The sequence below is a fragment of the Falsiroseomonas oryziterrae genome (genome assembly GCF_021864505.1).
Classification (GTDB): domain Bacteria; phylum Pseudomonadota; class Alphaproteobacteria; order Acetobacterales; family Acetobacteraceae; genus Falsiroseomonas; species Falsiroseomonas oryziterrae.
This window is the reverse complement of record NZ_JAKJIB010000062.1, coordinates 1-15451: the sequence shown is the minus strand read 5'-3', so window position 1 is coordinate 15451 and position 15451 is coordinate 1. Positions and strand designations below refer to the sequence as shown.

General features: G+C 72.3%; 17 protein-coding genes. 12 read left to right on the top strand and 5 right to left on the bottom strand.

From position 1 onward, the window contains the following. From L2I40_RS07840 to L2I40_RS07790, 11 genes are all read left to right on the top strand, one after another. On the top strand, positions 1–479 hold a 479-nt coding region (locus L2I40_RS07840; RefSeq protein ID WP_237214348.1), incomplete at its 5' end, for an ATP phosphoribosyltransferase regulatory subunit. A 4-nt stretch (positions 480–483) separates the two neighbouring features. Then, positions 484–1773: an adenylosuccinate synthase gene (locus L2I40_RS07835; protein ID WP_237214347.1), complete on the top strand. Its 1290-nt coding sequence runs from the start codon at positions 484–486 to the stop codon at positions 1771–1773. 7 nt (positions 1774–1780) lie between these two features. After that, positions 1781–2146 (top strand): cupin domain-containing protein, encoded by a 366-nt coding sequence (locus L2I40_RS07830; RefSeq protein ID WP_237214346.1) that lies wholly within the window; start codon positions 1781–1783, stop codon positions 2144–2146. 51 nt (positions 2147–2197) lie between these two features. Continuing rightward, the gene (locus L2I40_RS07825; RefSeq protein WP_237214345.1) at positions 2198–3475 is read left to right on the top strand and encodes an MgtC/SapB family protein; all 1278 of its coding nucleotides are present in this window, start codon (positions 2198–2200) and stop codon (positions 3473–3475) included. Positions 3476–3537: 62 nt separating this feature from the next. After that, a complete protein-coding gene (locus tag L2I40_RS07820) occupies positions 3538–4071 on the top strand; it encodes a GNAT family N-acetyltransferase (RefSeq protein ID WP_237214344.1) in 534 nt (177 codons plus the stop codon). 110 nt (positions 4072–4181) lie between these two features. Beyond that, a complete protein-coding gene (locus L2I40_RS07815) occupies positions 4182–5579 on the top strand; it encodes an FAD-binding oxidoreductase (RefSeq protein ID WP_237214343.1) in 1398 nt (465 codons plus the stop codon). Positions 5580–5615: 36 nt separating this feature from the next. After that, positions 5616–6662 carry an ABC transporter substrate-binding protein gene (locus tag L2I40_RS07810; RefSeq protein WP_237214342.1) on the top strand — a complete coding sequence of 349 codons (1047 nt, stop codon included), beginning with the start codon at positions 5616–5618 and terminating at the stop codon, positions 6660–6662. Positions 6663–6846: 184 nt separating this feature from the next. Further along, the gene (locus L2I40_RS07805) at positions 6847–7809 is read left to right on the top strand and encodes a catechol 2,3-dioxygenase (RefSeq protein WP_237214341.1); all 963 of its coding nucleotides are present in this window, start codon (positions 6847–6849) and stop codon (positions 7807–7809) included. A 49-nt stretch (positions 7810–7858) separates the two neighbouring features. Further along, complete coding sequence (locus tag L2I40_RS07800; RefSeq protein ID WP_237214340.1) at positions 7859–8830, top strand: Bug family tripartite tricarboxylate transporter substrate binding protein; 972 nt, start codon at positions 7859–7861, stop codon at positions 8828–8830. Continuing rightward, positions 8830–9291, top strand: a complete 462-nt coding sequence (locus L2I40_RS07795; RefSeq protein WP_237214339.1) for a DoxX family protein — start codon at positions 8830–8832, stop codon at positions 9289–9291. The genes L2I40_RS07800 and L2I40_RS07795 overlap by 1 nt, the downstream gene beginning before the upstream one ends. A 68-nt stretch (positions 9292–9359) precedes the next feature. Beyond that, entirely contained in the window at positions 9360–10199 is an 840-nt protein-coding gene (locus tag L2I40_RS07790) for a substrate-binding domain-containing protein (protein WP_237214338.1), read from the top strand. A 28-nt stretch (positions 10200–10227) separates the two neighbouring features. On the opposite strand, the gene L2I40_RS07785 is transcribed toward L2I40_RS07790, so the two are convergent. The 5 genes from L2I40_RS07785 to L2I40_RS07765 all read right to left on the bottom strand — a co-directional run bounded on the left by L2I40_RS07785 (position 10228) and on the right by L2I40_RS07765 (position 14248). Continuing rightward, positions 10228–11763: a glycosyltransferase family 39 protein gene (locus L2I40_RS07785; protein WP_237214337.1), complete on the bottom strand. Its 1536-nt coding sequence runs from the start codon at positions 11761–11763 to the stop codon at positions 10228–10230. A gap of 69 nt (positions 11764–11832) precedes the next feature. Continuing rightward, positions 11833–12345 (bottom strand): VOC family protein, encoded by a 513-nt coding sequence (locus tag L2I40_RS07780; protein WP_237214336.1) that lies wholly within the window; start codon positions 12343–12345, stop codon positions 11833–11835. Between the two features lie 101 nt (positions 12346–12446). Next, entirely contained in the window at positions 12447–13232 is a 786-nt protein-coding gene (locus tag L2I40_RS07775) for a sulfite exporter TauE/SafE family protein (protein ID WP_237214335.1), read from the bottom strand. Between the two features lie 93 nt (positions 13233–13325). Then, entirely contained in the window at positions 13326–13865 is a 540-nt protein-coding gene (locus L2I40_RS07770) for a rhodanese family protein (protein ID WP_237214334.1), read from the bottom strand. A 17-nt stretch (positions 13866–13882) separates the two neighbouring features. Next, on the bottom strand, positions 13883–14248 hold the full coding sequence (locus tag L2I40_RS07765; RefSeq protein WP_308116416.1) for an ArsR/SmtB family transcription factor: 366 nt from the start codon (positions 14246–14248) through the stop codon (positions 13883–13885). A gap of 105 nt (positions 14249–14353) precedes the next feature. Here L2I40_RS07765 and L2I40_RS07760 point away from each other — a divergent pair, with 105 nt between their 5' ends. Beyond that, positions 14354–15232: an MBL fold metallo-hydrolase gene (locus L2I40_RS07760; RefSeq protein WP_237214333.1), complete on the top strand. Its 879-nt coding sequence runs from the start codon at positions 14354–14356 to the stop codon at positions 15230–15232. Positions 15233–15451 lie beyond the last annotated feature (219 nt).

Sequence of the window (15451 nt, the reverse complement as noted above, 5' to 3'; positions counted from 1 at the left end):
CCGGTCCCGCCGATGCGGCGCTCGCAGCGCTCGAGGATGCGGCGCTGCCGCCCGCGGCGCGCGCCATCGCCGACAATGCCGCGGCGGTGATCGAGGCGATCCGGGCGCGTGCGCCGGCGCTGCGCATCACGCTCGATCCCGTCGAGTTTCGCGGCTTCCGCTACCACACCGGCGTCGCCTTCACCGTCTTCGGGCCCGGCATGACCGGCGAGTTGGCGCGCGGCGGCCGCTACGTCTCGGGCGAGGAGCCGGCGACCGGCATGACGCTCTACCCGGATGCGCTGCTGCGCGCGGTGGAGCGGCGCGCGCCGCGCCCACGCGTCTTCGTCCCGCTCGGCACGCCCGAAGCGGCGGCGCGCGCGGTCCGTGCGCAGGGGATGGCGACGGTCGCGCAGCTCTCCGCCGCGGATACTCCCGAGAGCCTGCGCTGCACGCATGTGTTGGACGCGGCCGGCATGCCGCAGCCCGTGAAGGAATAAGGCCATGGCGAATGTCGCCGTCATCGGCGCCCAGTGGGGCGACGAGGGCAAGGGGAAGGTGGTGGACTGGCTGGCGTCGCGCGCCGATGTCGTGGTCCGCTTCCAGGGCGGCCACAATGCCGGCCATACTCTCGTCGTCGGGAACCAGACCTACAAGCTCTCGCTGCTGCCGTCCGGCGTGGTGCGCGGCAAGCTCGGCGTGATCGGGAACGGCGTCGTGCTGGATCCCGAGCACCTGCTGAGCGAGATCGCCAAGGTCGGCGCGCAGGGGCTGAAGGTGACGCCCGAGAATCTGCGCATCGCGGAGAACGTGCCGCTGATCCTTCCGCTGCATCCCGCGCTCGACAAGGCGCGGGAGGCGGCGCGCGGCGAGGCGAAGATCGGCACGACGGGGCGCGGCATCGGCCCGGCCTATGAGGACAAGGTGGCCCGCCGCGCGATCCGCCTCTGCGACCTGGCGGAGCCGGAGGTGCTCTCGCGCAAGCTCGACGAGCTGCTGCTGCACCACAACACCCTGCTCAAGGGCCTCGGCGCGCCGACCTTCGAGAAGCAGGCGCTGCTCGATCGCCTGCTGGAGCTGGCGCCGCTTCTGCTGCCCTTCGCGGAAGCGGTGTGGGACCGCCTCGACGACGCCGCGCGCACCGGCAAGCGCGTGCTGTTCGAGGGCGCCCAGGCCGTGATGCTCGACGTGGACCACGGCACCTACCCGTATGTGACGTCGTCCAACACGGTGGCCGGCAACGCCGCGGCCGGGTCGGGCGTCGGGCCGGGCCGGATCGGCTACGTCCTCGGCATCGCCAAGGCCTATACGACGCGCGTCGGCAGCGGGCCCTTCCCGACGGAGCTGCATGACGACACCGGCCGCCTGCTCGGCGAGCGCGGGCATGAATTCGGAACCGTCACCGGCCGGCCGCGGCGCTGCGGCTGGTTCGACGCCGCGATGGTGCGCCAGGCGGTGAAGGTCGGCGGCGTGGACGGGCTGGTGCTGACCAAGCTCGACGTGCTGGACGGGCTCCCGATGCTGCGCATCTGCACCGGCTACCGCGTGAAGGGCGAGCTGATGAAGCGCCTGCCGACTTCGATGGCGGCCCAGGCCGCGGCCGAGCCGGTCTATGAGGACATCCCCGGCTGGTCGGGCTCGACCCGCGGCGCGCGCAGCTACGCCGAGCTGCCGGCCGAGGCGGTGAAGTACATCCGCCGGATCGAGGAGCTGGTGGAGGCGCCGGTCGTGCTGCTCAGCACCTCGCCCGAGCGCGACGACACCATCGTGCTCCGCGATCCGTTTGCCGGGTGAGCACGCGATGAGCCAGCGCGACGAGTTCCACAACCTCGACGACGAAAGCCAGGGGCTGTTCCGCGAGCTCGCGCGCGGCCTGACGACGCGCATCTTCCCCGGCGAGCACGCGATGCTCTCGGTCGTCACCATCGCGCCGGGTGCGATGGGCACGCTGCACGACCATCCGGAGGAGCAGTGGGGCGTGCTGCTCGAAGGCAGTGCGATCCGCTTCCAGGGCGGCGAGGAGATCGCGGTGCGCAAGGGCGATTTCTGGCGCACGCCGGGCGGCGTGCCGCACACGATGCGGGCCGGGCCCGAGGGCTGCAAGGTGCTCGACATCTTCGCCCCGCCGCGCGAGGCCTATCGCAAGGCCGGCGCTGGCTTCGGCTGATCCCGCCCCTCGTCGGAGGGTGAGCCTGCACGCCCTTGCGCCGGTGCGTGGATGCGCGACAGTGGCGTGATGGAGCCGGATGCGCTTCTGCATCGCCTGGGCGTGGCGCTGGCGATCGGCCTGCTGGTCGGCGCGGAGCGGCATTGGCGCGAGCGCGATGCCGAGCACGGACGACGTGCCGCAGGGCTGCGTACCTTCGGCCTTCTCGGCCTGTTCGGCGGCGTTGCCGGTGCGCTCGCCACCGACATGGCGGGCGCGGCGCAGGGGCTGCTGCTCGGCGCGGCGCTGCTGGTGGCGATGGCCGCGCTTCTGCCCTTCCTGCTGCGTGAGGCCGAGCTGGACGGCAGCGTCAGCGCGACCACGCTCGTCGCGGCCCTCGCGACCGTGGCACTCGGCGCCCTGGCGGCGATGGGGCAGGTGCAGGCGGCGGGCGCGGCGGCGGTGGCGATGACCGCGCTGCTGGCCAGCCGCGAGCCGCTGCATGGGCTCATGGCGCGCGTCACCTGGGCGGAGATGCGCAGCGCCATCCTGCTGCTCTCGATGACGCTGGTCGCGCTGCCGCTGGTGCCGGACGAGCCGGTCGCGGTGCTGGGCGGGGTCAATCCGGCGCAGGTCTGGCGGCTGGCCATCCTGCTCGCGGCGATCTCCTTCGCGGGCTACCTGGCCGTGCGGCTGATCGGGGCGGAGCGCGGGTTGCTGCTCGCGGGGGCCGCGGGCGGCCTCGTCTCCTCCACCGCGGTGACGCTCGCGCATGGTCGGATGGCGGCAGCCGGCGGGCCGGTGCCGGCGCTGACCGCGGGCGCGCTGGTGGCGGGCGCGGTGTCCTGCCTGCGGACCGCGGTGCTGGCGCTGATCGCGGCACCCGCCGTCGGCATGCTCCTCTGGCCGGCGCTTGTCGTTGCGGCGGTCACGATGGCTGTCCCGGCGCTGCTCGCGCGGCGGCACGATGCGGCGGCCGAGGCCGGCACGGACCCCGGCAACCCCTTCGAGCTCGGCGCCGTGCTGAAGATGGCGCTGCTGCTGGCCGCGATCGCGCTGCTCGCTCGACTCGCCTCCGAGCGGCTCGGCGAGGCGGCGCTGCTTGCCGTCGCGGCCATCAGCGGGCTGGCCGATGTGGATGCGGTGACGCTGTCCGTCGCGCAACTGGTGCCCGGCGTCGTGGATGCGGGCGTGGCGGCGCTGACCGTCGCGGTGGCGGTGGCGAGCAACATCCTCGCCAAGTCGGGCTATGCGCTGGTGGTCGGCGGCTGGGCCTATGGGTTGCGCTTCGGCCTTGTCTCCCTGGCCGGGCTTAGCGCGGGTGCGGCGGTGACGCTCCTGTTCGTCTGACGGGCACAAGCCCATCGCCTTGTCCGCTTGTGCGCGTCGCCGCCGACTGGCACCTGCACGCCATGCCGAGCCTGACGATCCGCGACAGCCGCGACGCCGACATCCCCGTCATCGCCGGGATCTACGGGCACTGGGTGACGCATGGCCTGGCGAGTTTCGAGCTCGAGGCGCCGGACGCCGAGGAGATGGCGCGTCGACGCGCCGCCGTGCTGACCGCGGGCTACCCGTATCTCGTCGCGGAAGGCGAGGGCGGGCGCGTGCTCGGCTATGCCTATGCCTCCGCCTGGCGGACGCGGCCGGCCTATCGCTTCGGCTGCGAGAACTCGGTCTATGTCGCGCCCGATGCTGGGCGCGCCGGGGCGGGCCGGGCGCTGCTCGGCGCGCTGATCGACCGCTGCGAGGCGCGGGGGCTGCGGCTGATGGTCGCGGTGATCGGGGATTCCGGCAACGCGCCCTCCATCGCGCTGCATCGGGCGATGGGGTTCGCCCCTGCCGGGCTGCTGCCGGCGACGGGCTGGAAGCACGGGCGCTGGGTGGACACGGTGCTGATGACGCGGGCGCTGGGGGAGGGTGCGACGACCCCGCCGCGCGAATGAGCATTGTCCCGCGGTCGCTGCCCCGGGGGCGGGCAGCCCGCTGACCGGCTGTCGCCCGGCTCCGCACAAGGGTCTTGCTTCCGGCGGCATGCACGCGGCACATCGCCGCCATGCCGGACTCCCCCCACCGCCGCCACGACATCGCCGCGCTGAAGGCGACGCTGCCAGGGCTGGCGCTGGTCGAGGACCCGGCGCTGGTGAAGCAGCGCTCGCGCGATTTCTTCTGGTTCAGCCCGATCCTGGACCGGGAGTTGCGCGGCAAGGCCGCGGATGTCGTCGCGATGCCGCGCGACGAGGCGGAGGTGATCGCGCTCGCTGCCGCCTGCGCGCGGCTACGCATCCCGGTCACGCTGCGCGGCGCGGGGACCGGGACCTATGGGCAGGGCGTACCGGAACAGGGCGGCGTGCTGCTCGACATGACGGCGCTTGACCGCGTGATTTTCGCCGATCCGGCGCGTGGCCTGCGGGCGCAGGCCGGCATCCGCATGATGGCGGCGGAGGAGGCCGCCCTGGCGGCGGGCGGGGAGCTTCGCATCCACCCCTCGACCAAGCGGATGGCGACCCTGGGCGGCTTCTTCTGCGGCGGGTCGGGCGGCATCGGCAGCCTGCTCTGGGGCGGGCTGCGGGAGCCCGGCAACATGCTGGGTGCGCGCGTGGTGACGCTGGAGGAGACGCCGCGCGTGCTGGAGCTGCGCGACGCCGACTGCAACCTGGTGAACCGCACCTATGGCAGCACCGGGATCGTGACGGAGGTGGAGGTGCCGCTCGCGCCGCGGCGCGACTGGCGCGATGCGGTGGTCGCCTTCGGCGACTTCATGGATTGCGCGCGCGCCGGCGACGCGCTGGCGCGGTCGGGCCTCGGTGCGAAGTTCTGCGACGTGCTGGAGGACACGGCGGCGATCGGCCTGCCGCTGGCGCTTGGCGCCGAGGCGGTGCCGGCGGGGGCGCATATCCTGATCGCGATGCTGCCGGCGGAGCACGAGGCCGAGTTCGCCGCGCTGATGGCGTCGCATCGCGGCCGCGTGACGCTCTGGGCCGACAGCCGCGGGCGCGAGGCCGATCCCGATACGACGCCGGTCTATGAATGCGCCTGGGGCCACACCACGCTGTGGGCGCGGAAGATCGACCGCGCGCTGACCTACATCCAGATGCTGAACGTGCCCGGCCGGGTGCTGGACTGCGTGGAGTGGTCCTGGCGGCATTACGGCGGGCGCGAGATGCCGATCCATCTCTGCTTCATCCAGTATGAGGGCGAGGTGGCGGCGAACGGCACGCATCTCCTGCGCCTGCCGGCCGAGGATGCGGCGGCGCGCGCACGGCTGCAGGAGATCATCGCGGCGCATGAGGATGCAGGCATCCCCGTCGCGAACCCGCATGTGAACACGGTGGAGGCGGGCAGCCGCCACAAGCGTGTCCCGGGCGACCAGCTGGGCTTCAAGGCGGAGGTCGATCCGCATGGCCTGCTGAACCCGGGCAAGATGGAGTCCTACGTGCCTGTCCGGCCCTGAGAGGCCGGCAGGAAAACAGCCGGGAGACATAGGGACATGACACAGGGACTGACGCGGCGCGGCGCCTTTGCGCTCGGGGCGGCGGGCATCGCGGCACTGGCGGCACCGCGCATCGCGAGCGCGCAGGCGATGCGGGTGCGATTCACGCTGGAATGGGCGCTGCAGGGCCCCTACGCCTTCGCCATCGCGGGTGAGCGCCAGGGCTTCTTCCGCGAGGCCGGGCTCGACATCTCCATCGTGCGCGGCTTCGGCGCGGGGCGCGTGCCGATCGACATCGCGGCCGGCACCTACGACATGGGCTTCGCCGACATCACGCCGACCATCCGCTTCATGGCGGAGAACCCGCAGCGCGACCTCGTCGCCGTCGCGGTGCTCTGGGACCAGTCGCCGGTGGCCTGCACGGTGCGCGCCGACGGCCCGATCACCGAGCCGCGGATGCTCGCGGGGCGCACCCTCGCGGCGCCCGAGTTCGACGGCGGGCGGCAGATGTTTCCTCTGTTCGCGCGCGCGATCGGCATCGAGCCGGGCTCGGTCAACTGGAACACGGTCACGCCGGAACTGCGCGAGCCGATGCTGGTGCAGCGGCGCGCGGACGGCATCACCGGCTTCGTGACCTCGACGGGGATGTCGCTCAAGGCGCTCGGCATGGACTGGCCGCAGCAGCGCATCTTCCGCTACCGCGAGCATGGCCTCGACTTCTATTCCGGTGCGCTGATCACCACGCGGACCTTCATGCGCGAGCGTCCGGATGCGGTGCGCGCGGTCGTGGCGAGCATGATGCGCTCGATGTCGCATGCCTTCCGCAACCCGGATGCCGCGATCGCCGACCTGCGCGCGCGCGAAGGGCTGACCGACGTCGCGGTGGAGTCCGAGCGGCAGCAGGTGATGTTCCGCGAGATGCTGGTGACCGACGACGTGCGGCGGAACGGCATGTCGAACGTCCAGGCGCCGCGCCTGCAGCGGCAGATCGCCGCGATCCAGCAGGCCTTCAACCTGGCGCAGGTGCCCAATGTGGAACAGGTCTACACCGACCAGTTCCTGCCGCCCGCCGCGCAGCGGATGCTGACGCCGCCGGCCGGCTGAGGCGCATCGCGGGAGAGGCGCCGCCTCTCCCGCCACGCGTCCGGGAAGTACGCGGCGCCAGCTCCGACGCCGCCGTGAAGCTATGCGGAACGGCAATACCTCCGGCCATAGAACTGATACGACACGTCATGGCGCAGCTGCGTAGCTTCGCGCGCCCGGGCACACCGGGCGGAGGAAAGCCCGCATGGACGCGCCGGAGCCCATCCTCGACATCGCCCATCTCGGGCATGTCGAGCTGCTGACGCCGAAGCCGGAGGAGAGCCTCCGCTTCTTCCGCGACGTGATGGGCATGACCGTCAGCGGCCAGCGCGGGGACAGCGTCTTCCTGCGCGGCTGGGACGATTACGAACGCTACTCGCTGCAACTCACCGCCTCGCACACCTCCGGACTCGGCCATGCGGCGTTCCGCGTGCGCAGCCCGAAGGCGCTGGAGCGGCGCCTCGCCGCGCTGCGGGCCGAGACCGAGGTCTGGGCCGTCGAGGACAACCTCGGCCACGGCACCGGCTGGCGCTTCCGCGACCCGGACGGGCACGTCTTCGAGCTCTACTGGGACACCGAGTGGTACGAGGCGCCGCCCGAGCGCAGGCCCTCGCTGAAGAACCAGGCGGAGCGCTACCCGGCGCGTGGTGTCAACGTCCGCCGGATCGACCACTTCAATTGCCTGGCCGTCGATGTGCGGCGCTGCCGCGAGTTCTTCCAGCGCACGCTGGGCCTGCGCTGCACCGAGCGTATCGAGCTCGACAGCGGCGAGGAGGCGGGCATGTGGCTCACCTCCAACAACAAGACCTACGACTTCGCCTTCACCAAGGAGGCGCACGGCGTGCCGGGGCGCTTCCACCACCTGACCTTCGCCCTCGACAGCCGCGAGGCGATCCTGCAGGCCGCCGACACCTTCCTCGAGGCCGGCGTGCATATCGAGACGGGCCCGCACAAGCACGCGGTGCAGCAGACCTTCTTCCTCTACGTCTACGAGCCTGGCGGCAACCGCATCGAGGTGGCGCATGCCGGCGCGCGGCTGATCCTCGCCCCCGACTGGAAGACGATCACCTGGACCGAGACTGAGCGGAAGAAAGGCCAGGCCTGGGGGCTCAAGACGATCGAGAGCTTCCACACCCACGGCACGCCGCCGCTGCCGGGCAAGGGCTGACCGCACCGGCGCGAGAACTCAGCCAACAACGAAACGAGGAGAACGTCCTTTGCGCAATCCGACACGTCGCGCCCTGCTGGCCGGCACGGCTTCGCTGCTCGCGATGCCGGCGCTGGCCCAGGACGAGCTGCCGAATCGCCCGATCACCGTGATCGTGCCCTGGCCCGCCGGTGGACCAACTGACGCCTTCGCGCGCGTGCTGAGCCAGCGCATGTCGCAGGATACGGGCCGCAACTTCGTGGTGGACAACCGCGGCGGCGCGGCGGGGACGATCGGCATGCAGGCCGCCGCCCGCGCACGGCCGGACGGCACGACCATCGTGATCACGCCGAACTCCACCTTCGCGATCGCGCACCACATCTACCCGATCCAGTACAACCAGGAGCGCGATTTCGTCGGCGTCGGGCTGCTCGCCTCCTCGCCGCTCTTCATCATGGTGCCCGCCCGCGCGCCCTACCGCACGCTGCAGGAGTACATCGCCGCGGCCCGCCAGCCGAACCACCGCATGACCTATGCGAATTCGGGCGTCGGCGCGACCTCGCATCTCGCCGTCGAGTTGTTCATGCAGACCGCCGGCATCACCATCGAGGAGGTCGGGTATCGTGGCGGCGGGCCGGCCTTGCAGGCTGTGCTGGCCGGCGAGACCGGGATGCTGGTGCTGCCGACCGCGGCGGCGATGCCGCTGATCGCCTCGGGCGACCTGCGGGCGCTGGCGGCGACGACGCGCGAGCGCAGCCGCTACGCGCCCGACGTGCCCACCTTCCAGGAGCTCGGCTTCGCCGGCTTCGAGGTGGTGGAGCAGGTCGCCATGCTGGCGCCCGCCGGCACGCCGGAGCCGATCCTGCGGCGCCTCAATGCGGTCGCCGCCGCGGCGCTGCGGGCGCCCGACATGGCGCCGCGCTGGCAGGCCATGGGCGTGACGGTCGAGGCGCAGCCCTTCGAGGCGTGGCCGGCCTTCTTCGCCGCCGAGAACGCCAAGTGGCGCGACTTCATCCGCGCCCGCAACATCAGGGTGCAGTGATGCTCGCAACGCTTCGCACGAAGCTCGACACCGTGGTCGAGCCGCTCGCCTACACCTTCCTTCGGGTCATCTCGGGCACCTACCTGATCGCGCATGGCTGGCCGAAATGGCAGGCCGGCGTCGAGACCTTCGCCCGCATGGGACTCGCCCGGCGTGGCATCGAGCCGGCGCTGCCGCTCGCCTGGATGGTGGTCTCGCTGGAAGTGATTGGCGGCCTGCTGATCGCGATCGGGCTGCTGACCCGCTTCACCGCGGTGCTGGCCACCGGCCACCTGGCCTTCATCACCTTCTTCGTGCTCTGGCCCGCAGGCTTCGCGTGGAACAGGGGCGGGTGGGAGTTCGCCTCCTTCTGGGCCGTCGTCATGCTCTTCATCGCGGTCCGTGGCGGGGGAGTTTACTCGGCGGACCGCTTCGTGTTCGCGCGGATGGGCTCGACAGCACCGTCCGTCGGAAGAGGCTGATCCAACGAACCGTGCCGCCCGGTCACGGGGCGGCACGGACGGATCATTCAGGGAAGGAGCATGGCTCGATGGGAAATCCTCTGACGGATGCGACGCGGCATCGCGGCCAGGGCGGCGCTGCGGCGTTCGGCATGCTGTCGCGGCGCACGCTGCTCGGCGCATTGGCGGCGCCTGCACTGGCGCCGCATGCGCGCGCCGCCGGCGTCGAGATCCATGTCATGTCGTCCGGCAGCTTCACCGCCGCCTATCAGCGCCTCGGCCCGGAGTTCGAGCGCCGCACCGGGCACCGGCTGGTCAGCGCCTTCGGCGCCTCGCTCGGCCCCGACCCGACGGCGCTGCCGCAGCGCCTCTCGCGCGGCGAGCCTGCCGATGTCGTGATGGCGCTCTCCGACGGGCTCGAGGCGCTCGGTCGCGCCGGGCATGTGGACATCGCGACCATGGTGCCGCTGGCCGAGACGCGCATCGCCTTCGCGGTGCGCAGCGGCACGCCGAAGCCCGACATGTCGACGGTCGAGGCGATGCGCGCCGCGTTGCTGGCGGCCGGCAGCATCGCCTATTCGCCGAGCGGTTCGGGCCTCTACTTCGAGCGTGAGCTGGTCCAGCGCCTGGGCATCGCGGAGCAGGTGCTGCCGAAGTCGCGGCGCTGGTTCCCCGACCGCATCGGCGCCGTCGTGGCGCGGGGCGATGCGGAGCTCGGCCTGCAGCAGATCTCCGAGCTGCTGCCCATCCCCGGCATCGAGATCGTGCGCATCCCGGAGGAGGTCCAGCGTGTCTCGATCGCCGCCGCGGCCCTGGCGACGCGCGCGCGGCAGCCGGACGCCGCACGCCAGCTGGTCGCCTTCCTGGCCTCGCCGGATGCGGCGGAGGTCGTGGCATCGACCGGGCTCGATCCGATCCGCCGGCGCTGAAGCGGGCGCCGACGCTGCGCGAGCCGCATCAAGGCGGGCAGGCTGGCATGTCGTGCCGCCGCAGGCGGAGTTCGAGGAAGCGGTGCTCCTCCTGCGGTGGCGGCAGGTCCAGGCGCAGCGGATCGTGTCCGGGCGCGAGCCAGCGCGCGAGCGTCCAGACAGTCCGCCCGCAGGCTTCCGCCTCGTCGTAGCGCAGGACGCCCGGCTGCACCGGCCGGAGCGCGCGGTAGAGCCGATCGGCGGCGCCATGCCCGACGCGCACCCGCAGGCGGGGCGCCGCTTCGGGCGCGTAGTGGGGCAGGGCGATCGGCGTGAAGGCATAGGCGAAGACGACGATGTCGCCCGGTGCCGCACGCGTCGCGAGCATCGCGATCGCGCCGCGCCAATCCTCGCCGAAACCCTCGCGGTGAATGTCGGCCGCCCGGCTCGCATCGCCGCGTGCGGCGAACAGGATGAGCATCGCCGCGGCCGCGAAGCCCAGGACACGGGGGCGCAGCTGGGTCGCCGCGAAGCCGACCAGCGGCAAGGCGAAGACGAGGACCGGCATGGCCGTCCGGTGCAGCAGCACCGGGGTGGCGGCGCTGGCCGCGACCAGCGCGGCGAAGCCGAAGGCGGTTGCGGCGGCCAGCCCGACGGCCTCGGGCCGGTCGCGCCGCCAGCCGCTCCAGGCGCCGAAGGCCAGCAGGGCGCACACCGCCAGCGCAGCGACCGGCTTCAGCCGCCCGAGGTGGAAGCCGAGCAGGACATCCGCTGCAACGCCCCAGGCACGCATCCCGCCGGCGGCCGGGATCCAGGCCACTTCCGACTGCTCGGGCGCGAGAAGCTCAGGGATGTGCCGCAGCCACCACGCCCAGCCGACGAGGATGGCGCAGCCGGCAACCGCCAGGATCGTCAGTGCCTGCCAGGTCTCGCCCGGTCGCGCGCGGCGTCGCCGCAACGCCAGGACGACGAGCGCATGCACGAAAAGCGCGGCCACCATGACCGCTGCCGTGGCATGCGCATGCACCGCGACCAGGCAGGCGAGGGCGAAGCCGGCAGCCGCCAGTCGACGCTGCCCGCCGCCCTGATCGGCGAGGATCCGTCCCAGCAGCCACAGGGCCGTCGCCAGCGAGAGCAGCACGAGCGCGTAGGCCCGTATCTGCTGCGCGTGGTACACCTGCACCGCCGAGAGCGCGAGCAACGCAGCGGCCAGCAGGGCAGCCCGCGAACCGAACAGCGTCCGCGTAGCGAGTGCGAGGGGCACCACGGCGATAGCGCCGAGAAGTGCGGCCGGGAGGCGCAGGGCGAAGTCCGACCCGCCCGCCGGCGGCGCCACGAGTTTCATTAGGAGATACCAGGCCGGCGGGTTCGGCTCCGCGCGCGCGATGGCGCCCAGCAGGTCCGCCAGCGGCGCGGCGGCGAAGGTCAGGGTGGCGAGCTCGTCGCCCCAGAGCGAGGCGGCGCCGAGATCCCTGAGACGCGTCAGGACCGCCAGCGCGAGACAGGCGGCGATGCCGGCCCAGGCCGCCACACGCCGGCCGACAGGCCGCGCCGCGACCGGCACATGATCGTAGACCGCGGCCATGCCGAGCCCCCGGAACGAATCCCAGGGCTCGAAACGATACGACCCGGCAGTGGTTCCCAGGCCTCGCGCCTATCCCTGCGCTTCCGCCAGCAACGCGCGCAGGTCGAGCCGGCGCGTGACCATCGCGAGGTTGCCCTGCGCGTCGCGCGGCCAGTCCTGCGCGGCGCGGTCGCGATAGAGCTCGACGCCGTTGCCGTCAGGGTCGCGCAGGTAGATCGCCTCCGACACGCCGTGGTCGGAGGCGCCCTCCAGCGGCCAGCCGGCCTCGACCAGGCGCTTCAGGACACGGGCGAGGGCAGGGCGGTCGGGGTAGAGCAGCGCGACGTGGAACAGGCCCGTCGTGCCGAAGGGCGGCGGGCTGCCGCCGGCGCTCTCCCAGGTGTTGAGCCCGATATGGTGGTGGTAGCCGTCGGCGGAGAGGAACACCGCCTGCGTGCCCATCCGCTGCTGCTCCTCGAAGCCGAGGAGGTCGCGCCAGAAGGCGAGCGCGCGGTCGAGATCGGCGACCTTCAGGTGGACATGGCCGATGCGCACGCCCGTCGCGACGGCGGCGGCAGGCCGGGGCTCGAGGATGGCGGACATGGCGTGGCGTTCCTGCTGTCTGCCGTGGAAGATGGCAGGGCAGGCCGCACGGTTCCAATCGCCGCGGCGGATCGTGCTGATCCGCGCGGCTGATGGCGGCGTCAGGCGAGCCCCATGCTGCGCGCGAAGGTGTAGGCGGCGACCAGCAGGATCAGCCAGGCGAACACCTTGGTCAGCATCCCCCGCCGCGCCGCAAGCGCGCGCCCTGCACGCGCGCCGGCCAGGCTGCCCGCAACGCCGCCCGCGACGAAGAGCCCGGCCAACGACCAGTCCACCAGCCCGGCCGCGGCATAGCTGCCGGCGGTGGTGAGGCCGAAGGCGGTGACCGCGACGAGCGAGGTGCCGACCGCCTGCAGCATCGGCATCCCGGTGGCGAGGATGAGGCCAGGCACGATCAGGAAGCCGCCGCCGATGCCGAAGAAGCCCGACAGCGCACCCACGCCGAGGCCGGTGGCGACCAGCGCCGGCGCGTTGTCGCGCCCAAGGCGCACGCGCCGGTCCTCCGCGGGCTCGCGCCGGCGCAGCATCAGCACGGCGACGACGACCATCATCACCGCGAAGGCGGCGAGCAGCGCCTGCCCGTCCACCATCTTGCCGAGGCGCGCCCCGGCGAAGGCGCCGGCCACGCCCGCGCCGGCGAAGACCGCGGCGCAGGGCCAGCGGACATTCCCCGCGCGCGCATGGTTCATCAGGCTCATCGCGGCATTCGCCGCCACCGCGACCGCGCTGGTGCCGATCGCCAGATGGGGCACCGGCACACCGACCAGATAGACCAGCAGCGGCACCGCCAGGATCGAGCCGCCGCCGCCCACCAGGCCGAGCGAGAAGCCGACCAGAACGCCCGATAGCCCGCCCAGGGCCATCTGCAGCGTCGTGAGGGTGATCATGGGCAACACCTTCCCCGCGCCGCGGCGATGCGCCGCAGCGACGGGCGATCCGGTTCGGGGGGCACGCCCGCCGGCTGGCGGCGGGCGCGAGGGTCAGGCGGTGGCCGGCTGGACCGCAGCCGCGCGGTTCCAGGGCATCATCCGCAGCAGGCTCGCCAGGCCGCAGGTGCCGGTGACGCCCGCGAAGACGAGGCCGGCGCCGACGAAGCCCGACAGCGCATAGAAAGCCGGTGCGACGAAGGCGCCGAGCAGCACGCCGAGCAGCACCATGGACCCGGCTGCGATCTGCACCTGCCGCATCAGCTCGAGCGGCTGGCGCCGATCCTCGGTCACCGGCAGCCCGGCGCGCTTCCAGGCTTCCAGGCCACCCGCGACGACGAAGGCCTCGCAGGCGCCCGCCTTCGAGGCGAGGCGCGCCGCGTTGCCCTCGGTCCTGGCGCCGGAGCGGCAATGGAACAGCACCGGCTTGCCGTCATGGAGCGCGAGTTCCGCCTCCTCCAGCTTCGAGAGCGGCAGGTTGCGTGCGCCAGGGATGCGCGTGCGCGCATGCTCGTCGGGCTCGCGCACATCCACGAGCGTCGCGCCCTCACGCAGCATCCGGGCGGCGTCCTCGGGGGAGACGGATTTCAGCATCGGGCTTCTCCTGATCGTCAGTGGCCGGGCGGGCAGTAGAGGTCTCGCAGCACCTCGAGCAGGCGGGCCGCCTTGGGGTCGGCGATGCGATAGAACACCGCCTGCGCCTCCTTCCGCGTCGCCACCAGCCCGTCCTCGCGCAGCAGCGCGAGATGCTGGGAGAGCGCGGGCTGGGAGAGACCGATCGCCTCCGCCAGCGCACCCACCCCCATCTCGCCGGCGCCGGCGAGGTGACAGAGCAGCAGCAGCCGGTTCTCGTTGCCGAGCAGCCGCAGGAGGCGGGCGGCTTCCGCCGCCTTCTCCTGCAGCGCCGCCAACTCGTCCGTGCCCTGCAGTTCCTGGCGGTCCGGGACCGCCGCATCCAACCGCATCTGCCTGACCATTATTTAAGATGTCCCTTATTAAGCGATCCCTTATAGAAATGCAAGGGCCGAATGCGCAACGCGTCGTCCGGCCGCGTACCGAACCAGGAACCCGGCAGGAGCGCCATGCAATCCGCCATCCGCGCCTTCTTCGACGAACCGACCAACACCGTCAGCTATCTCGTCTGGGATCCCGCCACGAAGCAGGGCGCGGTCATCGACCCGGTGCTGGACTGGGACCACAGATCGGGCACGGCCGACACCGCCTTCGCCGATCGCATCCTTGCCGCCGCGGCGGCGGAAGGCGTGCGCATCGCCTGGGTGCTGGAGACGCACGCCCATGCGGATCACCTGACCGCCGCGCCCTACATCAAGGCGAAGACGGGCGCGCCGATCGGCATCGGCGAGCACATCAAGGACGTGCAGCGCATCTTCCGCCCGGTCTTCGACGCGCGCGACGTGAAGCCCGAGGGCGGCGACTTCGACCGGCTGTTCAAGGACGGCGAGCGCTTCGCGATCGGCAATCTCGAGGTGGAGGTGATGCATCTGCCCGGCCACACGCCGGCCGATATCGCCTACCGCATCGGGCAGGACGTCTTCGTGGGCGACACCATCTTCATGCATGACTACGGCACCGCCCGCGCCGATTTTCCCGGCGGCGACGCGCGCATTCTCTTCCGTTCGATCAGGCGCCTGCTCGCGCTGCCGCCCAAGACGCGGCTCTGGATGTGCCACGACTACAAGGCGCCGGGCCGCAAGGACTACGCCTGGGAGAGCACCGTGGCCGAGCAGCGCGCGCACAACCCGCATGTGAAGGATGGCGTCACGGAGGAAGAGTTCGTCGCCTTCCGCACGCAGCGTGACGCGGGGCTGGCCGCGCCGACCCTGCTGCTGCCGTCGATCCAGGTGAACATCCGCGCGGGACGCTTCCCGGAGGCCGAGGCCAATGGCGTGCGGTACCTGAAGGTGCCCGTGCGCGCGCGGCACGCGTCAGCGCTGTCGTGAACGCCGCCAGCCATCCTGCTCGATCCGCATCAAGGACCGGGACGGTTCGGCAAGGCAAAGGCCGTGCCGGCTCCAACACCGCCCCCTGAAGGCTGAGTCCGAGGAAGAAGGGAAAGCCATGAAGGAAGCTGCCTCACCCCCAATCTTTGGCCGGCGCGCCGCGCTCGCCGCTGCGGCGGCGCTCGGCGCCGGGTTGGCCGCAGCGCCGAGCGGCCAGGC